Origin of the sequence: Methylicorpusculum sp. (assembly GCF_030651835.1) — a bacterium.
Lineage (GTDB): Bacteria > Pseudomonadota > Gammaproteobacteria > Methylococcales > Methylomonadaceae > Methylicorpusculum.
In genome coordinates, this window is sequence record NZ_JAUSBX010000137.1 from 39,839 (window position 1) to 55,599 (window position 15,761).

Annotated in this window: 11 protein-coding genes; 1 reads left to right on the forward strand and 10 read right to left on the reverse strand. The window is 46.2% G+C overall.

Features of this window, described 5'->3' with window-relative positions; translation table 11 throughout:
- Nucleotides 1-47: 47 nt before the first annotated feature.
- From Q7V32_RS17560 to Q7V32_RS17605, 10 genes are all read right to left on the reverse strand, one after another.
- Entirely contained in the window at nucleotides 48-1,877 is a 1,830-nt protein-coding gene (locus tag Q7V32_RS17560) for a V-type ATP synthase subunit A (protein WP_304898282.1), read from the reverse strand.
- Nucleotides 1,878-1,897: 20 nt separating this feature from the next.
- Nucleotides 1,898-2,566: a DUF2764 family protein gene (locus tag Q7V32_RS17565; protein WP_304898283.1), complete on the reverse strand. Its 669-nt coding sequence runs from the start codon at nucleotides 2,564-2,566 to the stop codon at nucleotides 1,898-1,900.
- Nucleotides 2,566-3,255 (reverse strand): hypothetical protein, encoded by a 690-nt coding sequence (locus Q7V32_RS17570; protein ID WP_304898284.1) that lies wholly within the window; start codon nucleotides 3,253-3,255, stop codon nucleotides 2,566-2,568. The genes Q7V32_RS17565 and Q7V32_RS17570 overlap by 1 nt, the downstream gene beginning before the upstream one ends.
- 12 nt (nucleotides 3,256-3,267) lie before the next feature.
- Nucleotides 3,268-3,717 carry an ATP synthase subunit C gene (locus Q7V32_RS17575; RefSeq protein WP_304898285.1) on the reverse strand — a complete coding sequence of 150 codons (450 nt, stop codon included), beginning with the start codon at nucleotides 3,715-3,717 and terminating at the stop codon, nucleotides 3,268-3,270.
- Nucleotides 3,717-5,510 carry a V-type ATP synthase subunit I gene (locus Q7V32_RS17580; protein WP_304898286.1) on the reverse strand — a complete coding sequence of 598 codons (1,794 nt, stop codon included), beginning with the start codon at nucleotides 5,508-5,510 and terminating at the stop codon, nucleotides 3,717-3,719. Before Q7V32_RS17580 ends, Q7V32_RS17575 begins: the two co-directional genes overlap by 1 nt.
- Nucleotides 5,510-6,112 (reverse strand): V-type ATP synthase subunit D, encoded by a 603-nt coding sequence (locus Q7V32_RS17585; RefSeq protein ID WP_304898287.1) that lies wholly within the window; start codon nucleotides 6,110-6,112, stop codon nucleotides 5,510-5,512. Before Q7V32_RS17585 ends, Q7V32_RS17580 begins: the two co-directional genes overlap by 1 nt.
- A complete protein-coding gene (locus Q7V32_RS17590) occupies nucleotides 6,090-7,454 on the reverse strand; it encodes a V-type ATP synthase subunit B (RefSeq protein ID WP_304898288.1) in 1,365 nt (454 codons plus the stop codon). The genes Q7V32_RS17585 and Q7V32_RS17590 overlap by 23 nt, the downstream gene beginning before the upstream one ends.
- Nucleotides 7,455-7,551: 97 nt before the next feature.
- Complete coding sequence (locus Q7V32_RS17595) at nucleotides 7,552-8,685, reverse strand: sensor domain-containing diguanylate cyclase (protein ID WP_304898289.1); 1,134 nt, start codon at nucleotides 8,683-8,685, stop codon at nucleotides 7,552-7,554.
- A gap of 1,204 nt (nucleotides 8,686-9,889) precedes the next feature.
- Complete coding sequence (locus Q7V32_RS17600) at nucleotides 9,890-10,132, reverse strand: phage tail protein (RefSeq protein ID WP_304898290.1); 243 nt, start codon at nucleotides 10,130-10,132, stop codon at nucleotides 9,890-9,892.
- 682 nt (nucleotides 10,133-10,814) lie between these two features.
- Entirely contained in the window at nucleotides 10,815-12,869 is a 2,055-nt protein-coding gene (locus Q7V32_RS17605) for a triacylglycerol lipase (RefSeq protein ID WP_304898291.1), read from the reverse strand.
- Nucleotides 12,870-13,262: 393 nt separating this feature from the next.
- Here Q7V32_RS17605 and Q7V32_RS17610 point away from each other — a divergent pair, with 393 nt between their 5' ends.
- Entirely contained in the window at nucleotides 13,263-15,599 is a 2,337-nt protein-coding gene (locus tag Q7V32_RS17610; protein ID WP_304898292.1) for a mechanosensitive ion channel domain-containing protein, read from the forward strand.
- Nucleotides 15,600-15,761 lie beyond the last annotated feature (162 nt).

Genomic DNA, 15,761 nt, shown 5'->3' on the forward strand with positions numbered 1-15,761 from the left:
TTTCCCTTCAAATTGAGAATTGCTGGCAACATTGGGTTTAGTTGCTTTTATTTATTCACGTATTCATTGGCGAGCAGCTCAATTTTTGCCATCAGCTGATCATATTCTTTTGATTGCCAGGGAGCATAGTTGAGATTTTTAAATAACCCGGTCAAGCGCGTAAAATAGCTTCTCACTTGTTCCTGATCAGAAAAATGATAGGGATATGAAATCAGCGTATAAATCAAGTTGAACACGGCTTTTTGCCGGTCTAAAGGCACAGACACATCAACTTTGTCAAACGCGTCCTGCTGCAAATACACCATATCGAAAAACAAGGACTGTTGGTAAAGAATGAAGTCTTCGAGAGTAATGCCTTCCTCTCCAGCTACCTGAATCATCTGGTAAATGGCATCCCCTCGTCTAAGCAAAGCCAACACTTCAGTGACACGCTCAGTCCAGCCGGTATCAAGATGTTCGTCATACCAGACTTTAAGTTGTTCCGAATAACGGGACCAGGACAGTAAGGGATCAACCGCAGGATAAAACCGCTTGTAAGCGCGGTCGGCACTCAATCCTAAAAAGGTCTTAACGGTACTCAGTGTAGACTGGGTCACCGGTTCCTCAAAATTACCCCCGGCAGGTGAAACGGTTCCTATTAAGGTCATGCTGCCTGTGGTTCCATCATGTAATCTAATCACCCCGGCACGCTCATAGACACTTTTTATTGCCGAATCCAGATATGCAGGAAAGGCTTCCTCGCCGGGAATTTCTTCTAAACGACTGGATGTTTCGCGCATCGCTTGAGCCCAACGAGAGGTTGAATCGGCCAGCAATAAAACTTTCAGCCCCATTTGCCGGTAATACTCACCGAGCGTGATCCCCGTATAGATGGAGGCTTCTCGCGCGGCAACAGGCATGGATGAGGTATTACAGATGATGATGGTTCTATCCATTAACGATCCGCCCGTTTTAGGATCGGTCATCATTGGAAATTCGGTGATGGTTTCTACGACTTCGCCCGCTCTTTCACCACAGGCGACCACGATCACGATATCCACTTCGGAATTTCTTGAAATCAGTGATTGCAGTACTGTTTTTCCAGCGCCGAAAGGTCCCGGAATACAGCCGGTTCCGCCTAAGGCAATGGGGAAGAACGTGTCAATCAGTCTCAGGTGAGTAATCAGAGGCTCTACTGGATAGATACGGGTAGCAAGATTTGTCTTCAACATGTGTTGAGGCAAGGGTCTTCGTACCGGCCATCGCTGTATTAATGTCACTAATCGCTCTTTGCCGTTCGCTGATTTTATTTTAGCTACCGGCTCATCAACAGTCACATTACCTTCTTGAATCCAGGTTACTGTAACTTCACCGACACAATCAAAGGGAACCATGATCTTGTGGCAAAAACGCCGTTCCTGAACACTGCCTAGAACTGAGCCTGCTTTAAGCTGTGTGCCGACTTTTACAGTAGGCGTAAACGCCCATTTGGCATTATGATCCAAAGCAGAATATTCAACACCTCTAGGCAAAAAATAGCCAAATTCAGCAGCGAGAAGATCCAGTCTGTTTTGCAAACCATCGTAGACTTGTCCCAACAATCCCGGCCCCAATTCCACCGATAGCAATTCACCACTTTGTATTACCGGATCACCGACACCGACACCGATGGTACTTTCATACACCTGGGCATCGGCTCTATTTCCGTTGATTCTAAGCACTTCTGCTTTTAAATGTTCTTGATGTGTCTTTGCTGTTCGAGAGGGCAGGATATAAATGACTTCATTTTTGGTTAGCGGCTTATTGCTGTCAGGCAGTATTTCAATTGAAACAATATCATCCTGAACAGCAATAACTCGCGCTGTAATCGATGCTTTATCCGAGGTTGGATTTTCCATTGAAAGTTAATTGTTGTGTGTTAAAAATCGATAAGTCCGGCGTCAACCAACTCATCAAACCGAAGTTTGGCTTCGTCTCTGTCATAACTTGACCACCGACTGATCAAATCCCAACGCAAAACATAGATGGCAACAGCAACGAAATCAAAGTAATGATCATTTCCGAGTCTGGCATAGTATTGCCAGACCAAATTCAACATGAACTTTTCCAATTCCATTGAATCACCGGCTTCAAATAACTTATTGGCTTCAGGTAACCAGGGAATCAAATGGCTCATTCCAAAGTCTTTTTCATGCCAATTTTTTTTAATCAACTCCGGCCATTTGCCAAATCCGTAAAACACGTCTGCAGTTGTTGGATTTATCCCGGCCTGACGTTTTCGCAGTGCGGATAAAATGGTGCGCAATTCCAATCGCCAGCCGACAATGTGCTGAAGCAGAGGATGTTTGATTAAGGCAAGCAGTTGAGTATTGGCTTTAACTGAGGATTGATCCGTTTCATCGGCTGATTTTCCCCAACGCAATATGGATTCAATTCTGCCTAACTCAGTCGCATCGTCCTCTGATAACAAAGCCAAACGCTTATCCAGCTGAATTCTTGATACCGGCGTTTGTTTGGCGGTTATGAAGCTTTTAGGATGCAACGGCAAGCTGCTGAGCAACAGTATGTATTTGAACCGGTCATGCATTATTTAACGATCCCTTGCAATAATGCCCTGAACCTCGGCTGTAAATGCTCGAGTAATAAAGCGGAAACGGCCTCATCAGTTAAATCAATAACAATGTCCTGATCGTCAAGTTTGACCTGAATTCCCGCACTGAACTGATCGGAAATCTTAAAATTGACACCTTCTCGCAAAAGATCAGCGGCTATCGCAGCGGTTAATCTGGATAAAATACCTTGATTCAATTCTTCCGGATTCTTTTTTAATGCGTCAACGCCTACGACATCTTCAGGTAATTGAAACGTAATGCGGCTGTTTGAATCCATTCCGGTTTTTTCTCTAACTCTGACAGCCAAAGCCATTATCAACTGTTCGATGAAGGCTTCTTTCCCCATCTGTTCACCCACAACACCTTTTAATTCCTTACTGAAACTGCCCAGCAACGTGTCTCTTAGTTTTATTAACGCATCGCGCCCCGCCAGTCTTAATGCGTCATTTCCGGCCGATTTGATGGTTTCGGCTTCAGCATGCGCTTTTGACAGTATTGCTTGTGCTTCAGATTTGGCCTCTTCAAGCATCCAGTCGACCCTTTTTTGAGCATCGACAATAATTGTTTCGGCTTTTTCCTGGCCGGCATTTACGGCTTCATCCTTTAAACGTTTAATCAGCTCTTCAACTCCGGAAGAGGCAACATGGGTTTTTTCTGCTTTCATGAAAACAATCCCTTACGATTGAGCAATACCGCCGCTGATAACCAACGCAAATATAAATGCAAAAACAGCAAACCCTTCAACAATAGCCGCCGGCGCAATGGATAAACCAAAAATTTCCGGTTTGGCTTTTGACGCATGGATAGCCGAAGCGCAACACTGACCTTGATAAATGGCACTGTACATAAGTGCCAGTCCGGCTAAAACGCCGATCGCAAAAATACCGGGAGCAACATCGGCGCTAATAGGTCTGTTAAGGGTAAACATCACTACGATTCCGTAAATGACCTGTGAAGAAGGCATTGCAGACACGCCAATATAGCGGCCATAACCACTTTCAGTGTCCAGCATTGCTCCGATAGCCGCTTGCCCTGCTACCGCGCAACCAATTATGCTGCCAATTGCTCCCAAAGCCATGGGTGCATATAGACCAATCCAACCGAGAATTATCAATAGCTCAGCCATTAGTGGCCTCCCTTTTTGGCAAACGCTTTGAAAGGATAACCTTCATCAGACACACTCCAATTATAAAATTCAATAAAATTCAGACGTAAACCATGAACCACGCCACTCATAAGACATAACACCAAATTCAATCCATGCCCAAATAAAAGGATAATGATGCTGAATAACAAGCCCAATCCAGGCATGGCATGATAGACCTGAACAGCTAACTGGTTAAATGTTAACGCGAGTGAGGCACTGGCTAAACCTAACGCAAATAAGCGCATATAACTCAATACATCGCCAAATAACTGGGTGATTCTTACCGTATTTTTTAGACCATCCAGCAAGCGTCCACCGAAATTTTTCCAGGAATCAAAAGGTTTTTCACTGCTGAATAATATCAACATGACGAAACCCGCTCCCATCACCCCATAACAGGTATCAATTAACGATTGATTGTCGTAACGAGACAAAAACCAGGAGCCAAAGCCCGCACAAACTATTAATACCCATCCAACTGAGCCAAAAGCCGATGATGACTGTTTGTGTTGATAAGCCAGAATCAAATTGGCCATACTGATATGAATGACGCCAACACCCATAGACAAAGCCATCATTTGATCAAAATCATTGATATCGAAAATTTTAATCCCACCCAAAAAACTCTCGCTGGGGGGACTGTAGCCCATATAGCCGCCTGTTAAAACACCCCAAAATAAAGCCACACTAACTGTAGTTGCAGCCAAAAAACGTAAGCGCTTTTTCTTTTCTGTTTGTCCCAATGTTTTCCACTTTAATAACAGGATCAAACCAAACACAGCAGCATAACCGGCATCGGACAAAATCATGGCAAAAAACAGGGTGAATGATATGAATACGGCTACTGAAGGGTCCCAGCCTTGATAGGCCGGTGTCTGGTAAAAATTGACAACCTCCTCCCCTCCTGCCAGTTCAGCCCGATTTTCCAGCAGCGTTGGTGGTTTATCAACAGAAGAGGGTTCTTCAATCAAGATAGCCAATTGACGTTGATCGGCAAAAGCTTTTAAGCGTTCTAAATCTTTTTCTGGCAGCCATCCCTGTATCGCAAAAACGCCGCTTTCATACAAGGCCATTCTTTCTGCAAGAGCCAGTTCACTGCTGTCAGTCGCTTCATTGAGATGCAATATCATCACCGCTATCCAGCGAGTCAATGATTCACGCTCAGCTTGCCTATCTTCCAGAGCCAGTGTGATTTCATTCAACTGATGCCGTAACTGCGACAAAGAAATACTACCGGTATGCGTTCTTGCAACCGGCATAGCTGAATTTTGGGGTTCAGTTTCAGCAACTACAACAACATAGGCAAATTGATTATTTTGATAAACGCATTGCCAAATAAGATTGTCAGCAATCTCAGTGATCAATCTTTTCGGAACGATGTAAAACCAGAGTTTGAGACCGGCAACTTCTTCGGGATCAGGCAACTGAAAATCACCCCAGGGTTCAATTTCCTCGATTCGCTTTTTAAGCGCGTCCCGCTGATCAGAAAGCGATCTTATACTTGACTTGACTTTGAGGACTTCCTGGGTGGTGACATCCAAATCAAACTGATCCGATGAATGCATCTGATGCCGTTTATTGGGGCACTGATTCAGGTATTTAAGTGCTTCGATAACCTGCTCAGCTTGATAACATTCGGTGCTTTCAGTCGACAACGCTGTTTGCATTGGAATTAGATGCAGAACACCCATCTTTTGCAGATCAATGAGCGTTTGAGTTTTTGCATCACTCAAACCGCACAAGGTCACTTTTTTTAATTTGACAATTGCCATTAAAGTTCTCTGAGCTGTCGATTTTGCTTGGTAATTTTAGCTCTTACCACGCCCGCGCGCTCGGTATCCGATAAAAATATCCGTATTTTTCGTATATTTTGACTGGCCTTGGGTATCAAAACTTTATCGAAAAGATTTACTTTTTGCGTCAATCTTTTAACTGCTTTTTCCATGATTTCCATGCGCTGACGCTGGACAGTCAACGCCACTTTGAGTCTTAGGGTGGCCGCCAATTCCTTGACCAGATGATCTACCCAATGCGGATAGGTATAATTCGAATAAGGCCGGATCAGTAGTACAACGTCAGTAATAACGGGAAGCTGAATGCCGACTATATTTTCTTCCCCAATAGTAACTTTAGCTATTTTAACCAATCCAGACAAATCCAGATCACGGTTCGAAAGCATGGGCAGGTTTTCAATAACAAAGCGTTCACAGACAGCAATATTCCGTTCTGTTTCAGCCATTTCAGCCACTATTCTGTTTCTTTCGATAATCAGTTGCTGACGCTTTAAATCCAGCGAAGGCAAATATTGCCGGTAAACCGATAACTTATGGGTTTCTTTATGTAAAGAAGCCTTACTCAGTAATAGCTTGCTCATACCGGTCTTTAGGGAAATATTTATCTATCAAGGCTTGTTTCATGAGCAGTTCGGTTTCATCAAAACACTCAGCAAGCGTTTGCCAGCTTAAGTCCAGGGCAGCTTCCAAGGTCATCGAAACTTGAATATCCATAAACCGCGTTCGAAATAATTGACCGAATTTTAGGAGTTTGTTATCAAATGGCGATAAATCAAAGGCCATGGCCAATTTTTGTTCGGCTTCATTGGCCGCAGAATAAAAACGAATCATGGTGTTCATTATCTGAGCATGATCTTCGCGGGTTACTTTACCGATAACATGTTGCTTTAGCCGTGATAATGATCCAAATGGATCCAGCATGCCATCGTGAAGATAAAACTGGCCTTCGGTGATATAACCCGTATTATCCGGGACAGGATGAGTTACATCATTCCCCGGCATAGTCGTAACGGCCAAAATGGTGACCGAGCCCGCGCCTTTATAGTCACAGGCTTTTTCATATCGGCGGGCCAATTGCGAATATAAATCGCCCATATAGCCGCGATTGGACGGCACATGCTCCATTGAAATGCCAATTTCCTTCATCGCATCGGCATAGGCGGTCATATCGGTCATCAGAACCAATACCCGCTTTCCCTCCTCGACCGCAAAGCGTTCTGCAACCGCCAAAGCAAGATCGGGAACCATCAAACGTTCGACGATGGGGTCTGAGGCTAAATTACAAAACATCACGGTTCTGGCAAAAACACCGGCTGTTTCGAACTGGTTTCTAAAATAATGAAAGTCATCAAAAATCAGACCTAATCCAGCGAAAACGACGATATCAGCATCCGCCTGAATACCAATCCGTGCCAGAAAGGCATTGAACGGCTCACCCGCTATTGAAAAAATAGGAATCTTTTGGCTTTCCACCAAACAATTGAATAGATCAATCATCGGCACATCGGTTCGGATCATTCTTGATGCCAATACTCTTTTTAGAGGATTTACCGAGGCACTGATAATGGACACTTTGGGATCGGGTTGTAAATCGGACCCTCCATCCATGGGATTGCCAACACCGTTGAAAATGCGGCCTAAGATGTTTTCAGAATAAGTGACTTCCAGACCATGCCCTAAAAACCGAACCGATGCATCGGTTGAAATGCCCCGTGTACCCGAAAACACTTGTAGCGAGATTTTGCGATCATCGATTTTTATGACTTGAGCCAGAGAGACCGTGCCGTTTGTGTCTTCAACTTTGGCCAAATCCCCAAAACGTGTTCTTATTTCGGAGTTTTCATTCGTAGGACTGACCCTGACAGTAATGATATTTCCGACTATTGAGACTATGTTGCAATATTTGACCATTTGCTCAATCATGTTTTATCTCGATACATCATATTAATAGTGATGGATATTCTAATATCATGGGACAGAATTCAAGACTGAAAATCAAGTAAGGTTACAAACCATTCAGTCAAGCACGTTTCCAGTGTACTTCAGATAGATCAGAGACACATTCTGATATTTCAACCTTGTTGCGGCCATTATGTTTAGCTTTATACAGGGCACTATCAGCTGACTCGATCAGTTTAGCAGCAAGGACAGGGCCTGTTAATAATTTAGATTCGGAGGGAATACACGATGAAGCCCCTATGGATATAGTCAAGGAAATGGATTGACCGTCAAAGACAATGACTAATCCCTCAATGGTGGCCCGAATACGTTCGGCTATGCTTTTAAGCGTTTTATCATCAATATGTGAGAGCAGCGCAACAAATTCCTCACCTCCATACCGTGCCAATACATCATTATTTCTGAGCAGGTTTTTGATAGTACTCGCGACAAGTTTCAGAACATAGTCACCCGCTTGATGACCATAAGTGTCATTGACCTGTTTAAAATGATCGATATCTAAGAAAAGGCACGAAAGCGCCTCGTTGCTTCGTTGACAGCGATCCAGCTCTTCGCTCATCCGTTGCTCTAAAAATCGCCGGTTATTGACCCGGGTCAGCGTATCGATATAACTGGTGCGCCGCATGGTTTCATAATTCAGATTGTTTTCCAGACAAATACTGACCACCGAGACCATATGCTCAAGAAAATCAGTCGCCATATTGTCTATAAAACGGTCAGACTGATAGCTGCCAAAGTTCAGCGCACCCATGACAGTACCTCGGCGGCATAGCGGGATAATGGCAACACAAACAGGCTTTTCATCGACTTTGGAAAAAAAATCGCCACACTTATCCGGTCGAAATTGCCCTATAAAGGGTCTCATTGCTAAACTGAACGTATGGTTTAACAACTCTTTATCCTGTAACAAAATCAAATCTTTAATATTGTCGGGTTCCAAACCTTCTTCAGCCAGGCTTTCAGCTAATTCTCCATCGGTATCAATGATGCTGAAAGTCAGCACATCAATATTAAAAAAGACTTTTCCCTCATGCAAAACCAGCAAAATCATCTCAGCCAGCGAACTGGCATTGATCAGTTGCCGTTCAAAGTCTTGTAATTTTTTAAATGACCGGCTGTTTTGGTTGACTCTTCCGAGCACGCCATCCAGGTGGCTTTCCAGTACCGATAAATTTGTAATTAAGTCTTCTTGCAAAGTGTTTTCTCAAAAGGCCTTGCTACATGTGACATAAGAGTAGCACTTAACCGGAAAAATACGACGAACCATTAGGTTCAGTTTTAATCGGATATTCGTATTCGGATAATGAAATACCGTGTACCTGGCAATCGGGCCGACAATGTTTTGAGACAATCGTAACCAGCCATTACCGGCCGTTGAGGCTCCCGACGAAATTTTCGATACCTAAGTTCAACGAATGATAGCTTTTAGGCAAGCAATCTTGCGTCCTCTTTGGCTAGACCCGGCCATTTTCCGTCACTGAATACCCCTAAATAACTGACTGCAAACTAGCTCATTGTCGCCAATGATTATTTGCTTAAAAGCCAGATACAACTAAAACCACTTAAAAAATAACGGCTTTGCTGATCCGAAATATTGCGCTGACTAAGCTATGATTCGAACGCCTGACTGAAGAGATGCGGTAACAGTCAATATGACAGCCTCTAATTTCACCTATTGGCTCAGTTTGGATGATATACGGAAGGTAAAAATCCTTGCAGTTCAATAATTTAGTTTTGCAGCCCTAGTTTCGTGGTAGTTATACTGTTAACAGCTTAAAAACTTGTTAGGCATATCCAATATTTTCTTCAAACTTCGAGAGGCAATATGAAGACATCCGAGCGCGCTTGTCAAATTTGGTCCGTTCTTGCATGGGTTGCGCGAAATAGGCAGACACTCACCTACGCAGATCTCGGGAAATTGATTGGAGTCCCACCAGCAGGTCTAGGTAACTTATTGGAACCGATTCAGTCATATTGCATTCTAGAAAAACTTCCGCCGTTGACCGTTCTGGTCGTCAAGACTGACAATGGACTACCTGGATCCGGATTCACCGGGGCAACCGCAAATGAGTTTGGAAGTGCACTCGCCGCGGTCTATGGAAAAGATTGGCTCGCACATGGAAACCCCCAATCCGAAAAGTTGGACGCAGCTGTGAAATCACTGCCTTCAAACGGAACCATTGCTTGAATTCATTAGTTCAAAAATTACTCCACCAATCGCTTGGAGGTGGGCAAAGCGAACCACAATCTAACCTTATTCGTCAGGCCGTATTGGTGCTGCGGGGTTGCTTGCCCCGCCTCAGCCAACGTTCAACAGCATTGCCCAACGGCGACAGAAGTCGGGGCGTATACCAGCGATAAACGACACGGCCGGCTCAAGCCGGACGCGCACTTGGAAGCTACGGCCTCGAAGGGAAGAGACCCTCCACACAGATGCAATAGACCAGACCCGGCGCCGGTTCCTTCCCAACGAGGTTGGGAAGCGCAAACGTACGTTGGCCGTCGCCACCATATGTCGTGCCGAGAAGGGTATAAACCATCACATGCTGCTCGATAGGGAGCATTGCTCCATTGCAGATCAACCATCCTTTCGGAGCATAATTGAATGCAAAGAGTTGAATTTGCCCGACGAATGTTTCCATTTCGACATCTCCTAAGTTGATGACAAGAAGGCCGTCTGTGCACGTACCCAGAAGCGGGTACACCGTAGCCGATCCTCGGCCTCTACTGGCAGGACCAAGACGTCTGCGGCCTAACCAGTTATTATCCAGGTCGATATTGTTACGCCGTAACTGAGTCTTCTGCAAGTTCAATTTCAAAAAATATCATAAACGCTTGAGCACTGAACGGGATAACACTCATTTTCGCCATGCTAAACAGGTCGGGATAATTCCATATCCACTTTATTGAATGACTGAAAATCGATATGAACTGACATTTGGAAGACCAGGTGAATAGACTGGTTTGGGTCGGTTGAACTCGCTGGCGAATAGCCGCTTTCAGGAATCGGAATTCAATGACAGCTTTCCGGTAATGGATCTGAAGAGAAGACAGCCACCCGGAGACCCAATCCCGCCATACACCTTTCTCCAAAGCGGCCGCATGCCTAATTATCGTTTTTTTGGTTTCGCTTCTACGAAGCAGCCTTTCGTGGTCTCCGGTACTCGGCCAATTGCGGTCAAAAAGGTTTCTTGATGCAATGACCGCAATGTGAGCTACTCTAGCCAGTGATTTCAATCCTTTTTCCTAAAATTTTAGGTTTTTTTGTGTTTAATCCCACTAATTGGCACACTGTTAATGTGTAGTGAAATCCGCGTAAATATTCTATCTGGTCATAAAATCCGGCGTGATCAAATGCTCCATTAGAATACGACGTATTTCCTCAATAGCCTCGGGTTGGTCTTGGCAGGAATGCCCCCAGCGAATGATTTTTTCCGAAATTACATCGTCGATATGCGCGCTTCGGTAAGCAACCACACCATCATCGCCTTCTTCTATCGGACCATCGCCGTCTACCGCAATGATGGAGTGCGCGCGTACAATCGGTGATATTGGAATGGAAGCTAATGTTTTCAAGGCGGGATTGTTGGGATTCATATTGTCAGCAGCGGTCGGCGGTCTGCGCAGCAACCGATTCAGCTTTTCGTCTCCACTGGAAACCGCGGCCTGCTCGATTCCGTTGAGCACGGTTGATGGCAGCTTGACCAGTCTGGAAACCAGGCTCGTAACCCAATCATGGGCCGCTGCCATTGCACCATGCTGCGGGGTGGAAATGAAGACCAGGCGTTTGACAAACGGCAAAGGTTCGAAAAACAGAGACTCCTTTAACAATTGCCGGGTTTCGGGGCTGACCGAGATTTCCTCAAACGGTTTGTCGCTAATCAAATCCCAAAATTGTGTTCCGCTGTCGATTGCGGTCGTTTTGGTCAATAAGCCGCCTTGGCTATGGCCGATCACAACCATGCGTTGGATTGCCTCATCCGTTCCCTGTGGGTCGAATTCCCTGACCGCCTTTTGTAATGCGGTTCTCAGTCGGCCAGCGGAATAAGGTATGGGATTGGCCGAATCGTACATGAATGCCCAGATCTGAAATTGTTCTCGGATGAGCGGATCGCCTTCCAGTTCATTGACCAATTCAGCCCAACGTGCCGGACTTGAAGCCGTGCCATGCACCAAGACGATGGGAATCTTCCCTGGACGATAAGGATGCAAGGTGAGCAAGCCATCTTGGGCTCGGTCTTTGGGGATGATGCCGCCGAATAATCCGCTGCTGAAGAAATTGGCAATTTCCAGTTCGTATAATGGATTGTTTTGTAATTGTTGTGCCAGTGCGGCAGTCAGATCGTACTCAAGGGATTGCGGCTGGCCGTTGACCGTAATTTCCATGGTCTGATCCGCGGCATAAACCTGAATGCGTGCACTGAGATCGCCCTTGGCAAGGTGGCGGCGTGCATCGCCCAATTGCAATAATGCCGTAACCGGAACCTTGATGCGCGGACCGATGCGGTTGGAGCCGACCGCTTTACCATCAATTTTCTGTTGGGCGATGCTGGCGGCCAACGAGGCGCCCAAACCAGGTATGCGATAGCGATTGCGTAAACCGCGCACCTCCATGGAAGCCGTCGAAATAAAATGCTCCAGGCTATAACCGCCCCACGTTAGGCCCGATTCGTCAATCATGACTGTCAATTTGCCGAAAGGCAGTTTGTATTCACCTGGTTTTAAATAGACTTCAATTTCGCCCTGATCATCGTCGTCCGGATTCGCCAGACCTTGGGCAATACCTTGGTTATAAAGCTCGTAAGCAAGGCGGTAACGGGGATCGGAATACTTGAGTCGGATACCTTCGGTACTGCCCGGAAACAATAGCGACCACGCGTACACGGAGGATGCCAGGAAATAGGCATGGTCGTTGGTTTGTTGAGCATGCAGCATGGATAGTTCGGCCAGAGCAAACAGTTTGTCTTCATCCTGACTGGGTTTTAAACTGGCATGCAGTTCCGCCAGAACGGTTTCCGGCTCGATTTCAAAGCGGTTCAGCAAGCCGTTTCGCCGCAGCACCATTTTTGCCGATTCCGATGCCTCTCCAGCTGAGAGAGCACTCATGATGTTTAATTGATAGCCAGTCTGAATGTCTACCGGATTAGTGCCAACCGGGGTGGCGCAGCCCTGCAGCGACAATGCGATCGCAACGTATGCCGCCGTATGAATCAAAAAAACCATAAATGGCTCTTTATAACAGGATGAAAAAGTTGTCGTCATGAGTTTTGTTATCAGTATGGATTTTGATTGGCGGAAAATACATGCATCCAAATGCATGATCGTTTCTAAATTTACCAGCAAAAAAAATGCCACACGATTGGCGAATCGATCAGTCATGCTATTTATCCGGCCCTCATTATTACTGGCATCCCGCGCCGGCTAAGATTCGATCGGATTAATAATTAGGAGCGGAAAATGCGATTTATGTGCCTCGAATCGATAACTGGTTGCCTCGGGCGCGTGGGTTTTGTGTAATCTCCGATATCTCGTAGGTTTGACCTTGGTCCATGGAGTTTTTCGCTTCATGCCTAACTCCAAAGCAGGCGGCATCAATCAATAGATGCTGGCGCAATTCATGCTTTACTAAAACTTATCGTTAGCGTGTGATTGCATCTAACGCTGGCTAGCCGATCATTCAACACATATTCACGCCTCAAATTCATCCGGATAGACAAGTCTACGGCAGAGGCAACTCCTTTGGTAACCCCTCAAGATTGAGACTCTAAAAAGATGCGAACAAGAAAAATTGTCAACAGTATCGGCTGCTTGCTAATCCTGTTGCTACAGAACGAAACCTTGGTGGCTAAAACTGATCCCAATGCGCTGACAAATAGATCGATTGACACCGCCTCTTTGCTGGAACGCCAACGTGCATTGAATAACAAACATAGGGAAGTGCTTACGCAATTGGCGACACTGGCCAAAGGTGAAGCCAATATACTGGCCGGTGCAGAACACAGCGAGGCCAATGAATTCAAGCGCCAGTTAAACCTGCTGGCGAATGCCTATGAAACGCACCTGGACGCACTCAGTAAGTTAAAAGCCATCCAGGACGCACGACAAGATTTTCAACCGAATGCTCAAGCGTGGGCCGGTTTTTCCGATCCACCACCCTATTCATTGGCTTTTATCCAGGACCAATGGCAACAAGTCCGCTTGAAAGATAGAGAAATCGAATCCGCGCGAATTGAATTAGCCATGCTGGAAGCCATGGTCGAATCCCATCGGCAAGCGTTTCAACTATCCTCGCAAAACTCCCGCAAAACCGACGAAAGGTTGGAATCGTCGTCCAACCCAGACAGCGAGCGAAACCGCTGGCTGAAAGCCTTCAACGATATATGCAAGCAACAACAGGAAGCGCGCTTGGCCTCGCTGGCTACCGAGCGGGAAGCTCGTCAGGAAAATCTGTCGTATCTACTGGAACAACGGGTACTTTTGCAACGCAAAGCCCGTCTTTCCAGTAGAACCTCACCGCTGTTGCTTGCGGAAAAAAACTTACAAATCAAGCAGCTGGAAGTGTCGCGACAAAAACTGGATGATGAAACCGCCCAAACGCTTGAGCAGTATCAAAAAGCTCAGCAGCGTGTCCAGCAGATGCGTGAGCAATTGCTTCTTGCTCCGAAACACATGGCAAGCGACATATCCGACCGGATCAACGGTATTGGCTCGAGTCCGTTGCAGCAGGCGCTGGATACCGCCATGATCGAGATGGATGCGCTGGCATCCAATCTAAAAGTGCTACGCTTACTGGCACAGGCAACCGAGGTAAACCGACAAGTTTGGGAATTACAGTACAGCGCTGATCACGCCAAAGATCTGCAAATCGTTGATGCCGTCATTCAGGATATAGACATTGGCTTGCAACGCTTGACGCCATGGCGTGAATATCTCGGTTCAGATCTGGCTACCGTGCGTAGTCGGCTCGATGCCCTGGAAAAACGCCTTAGTGAATGGCAAGGTGAGTACGGCAATCGTGATCAGGAGCTACGTAAACTGCAAGCCTATCATCGGCAGGAAACCTTGTTGAAACGGGGTGTTGCTGAAGCCGATCAGTTGGAAGCGCGGTTGCGTAGCTTGTCGGATTTGCTGCAATGGCGGCACGACGAAGCGGATGCGATGCAACGTTTGCGGCTGTCTGCCAACCAAGCCATTGAAATGGCTGAAAGTTTGAGTGAATTCGAGTTGCTGACCATAGACGACACCATTATCGCCGATGGACGGGAAATCAGTGGTAAACGCCGGGTGACAGTCGGCAAGATCGTGCATATGCTGGCGATACTCAGCATCGGCTTCTGGTTCATCGGCCGCTTAGCGCGGTATAGCCGCGAAAAAGTGGTTAGCTGGCAATCGGCGCAGGCCAGTAGCGCATTGCTAGGTTTACGCCTGTTTAGTTTGACCGCTGTGATTGCCATTCTGGTGTTTGCTCTGGTCAGCGTGCATATTCCGCTGACCGTGTTTACCTTATTGGGAGGAACTCTGGCGATTGGGGTGGGTTTTGGCGCACAAAACCTGCTCAACAACTTCATCAGCGGCCTGATCTTGTTGATGGAGCGCTCGATCAAAATGGGCGACATCGTCGAAGTCGAAGGCATCCTCAGCCGCGTGAGTCATATCGGTAGCCGCTGTTGCCAGGTTCAACGTTTTGACGGCATTGATATGCTGATCCCCAACAGCAGTTTTCTGGAAAAAACCGTCACTAATTGGACATTATCGGACCATTGCTTGCGTCTGAGCGTGCTGGTCGGCGTTGCCTACGGAACGCCTTCTACTCAAGCCATGGCCTTGGTCAAACGCGCGGCAAGCGAGCACCCGCAAGTCATGACAATGCCCGAGCCGGAAGTTTACTTACAGGATTTCGCTGCCGACGCATTGAGCTTGAAACTGGATTTTTGGATCGACTTGCAGATTCAGCCCAATCGTTACCGGATAATGAGCGATGTTCGTTTGCGTATCGAACAACTGTTCGCGGAGGCAAATATTGTTATTCCTTTTCAACGCCGCGATATTCATCTCGATGTCGTAAAGCCGCTTAAAGTTGAAATGGTCAAGGCGAATTCGGCCGGATAAAACAAAGTCTCAAATGCTTGAGTCGGCAAACGACTAAAGGGAAATTTTAGAGTTTCTGCTATCAATTATGCCTGACACGACATATCGGAGTCGTTATGATAAACCGTTCATCATACGGTGCCGCTATTGAGTAACGTCTTTTAGATTTGTCAGGTCAATTTC

What these genes read in the sequence shown, in the direction of transcription:
- Q7V32_RS17590 (WP_304898288.1), bottom strand. Translation starts at nt 7,454, where the DNA reads ATGATTGAGCAAATGGTCAAATATTGCAACATAGTCTCAATAGTCGGA.
- Q7V32_RS17560 (WP_304898282.1), bottom strand. Translation starts at nt 1,877, where the DNA reads ATGGAAAATCCAACCTCGGATAAAGCATCGATTACAGCGCGAGTTATT.
- Q7V32_RS17610 (WP_304898292.1), top strand. Translation starts at nt 13,263, where the DNA reads ATGCGAACAAGAAAAATTGTCAACAGTATCGGCTGCTTGCTAATCCTG.
- Q7V32_RS17565 (WP_304898283.1), bottom strand. Translation starts at nt 2,566, where the DNA reads ATGCATGACCGGTTCAAATACATACTGTTGCTCAGCAGCTTGCCGTTG.
- Q7V32_RS17605 (WP_304898291.1), bottom strand. Translation starts at nt 12,869, where the DNA reads ATGACTGATCGATTCGCCAATCGTGTGGCATTTTTTTTGCTGGTAAAT.
- Q7V32_RS17580 (WP_304898286.1), bottom strand. Translation starts at nt 5,510, where the DNA reads ATGGCAATTGTCAAATTAAAAAAAGTGACCTTGTGCGGTTTGAGTGAT.
- Q7V32_RS17575 (WP_304898285.1), bottom strand. Translation starts at nt 3,717, where the DNA reads ATGGCTGAGCTATTGATAATTCTCGGTTGGATTGGTCTATATGCACCC.
- Q7V32_RS17585 (WP_304898287.1), bottom strand. Translation starts at nt 6,112, where the DNA reads ATGAGCAAGCTATTACTGAGTAAGGCTTCTTTACATAAAGAAACCCAT.
- Q7V32_RS17600 (WP_304898290.1), bottom strand. Translation starts at nt 10,132, where the DNA reads ATGGAAACATTCGTCGGGCAAATTCAACTCTTTGCATTCAATTATGCT.
- Q7V32_RS17570 (WP_304898284.1), bottom strand. Translation starts at nt 3,255, where the DNA reads ATGAAAGCAGAAAAAACCCATGTTGCCTCTTCCGGAGTTGAAGAGCTG.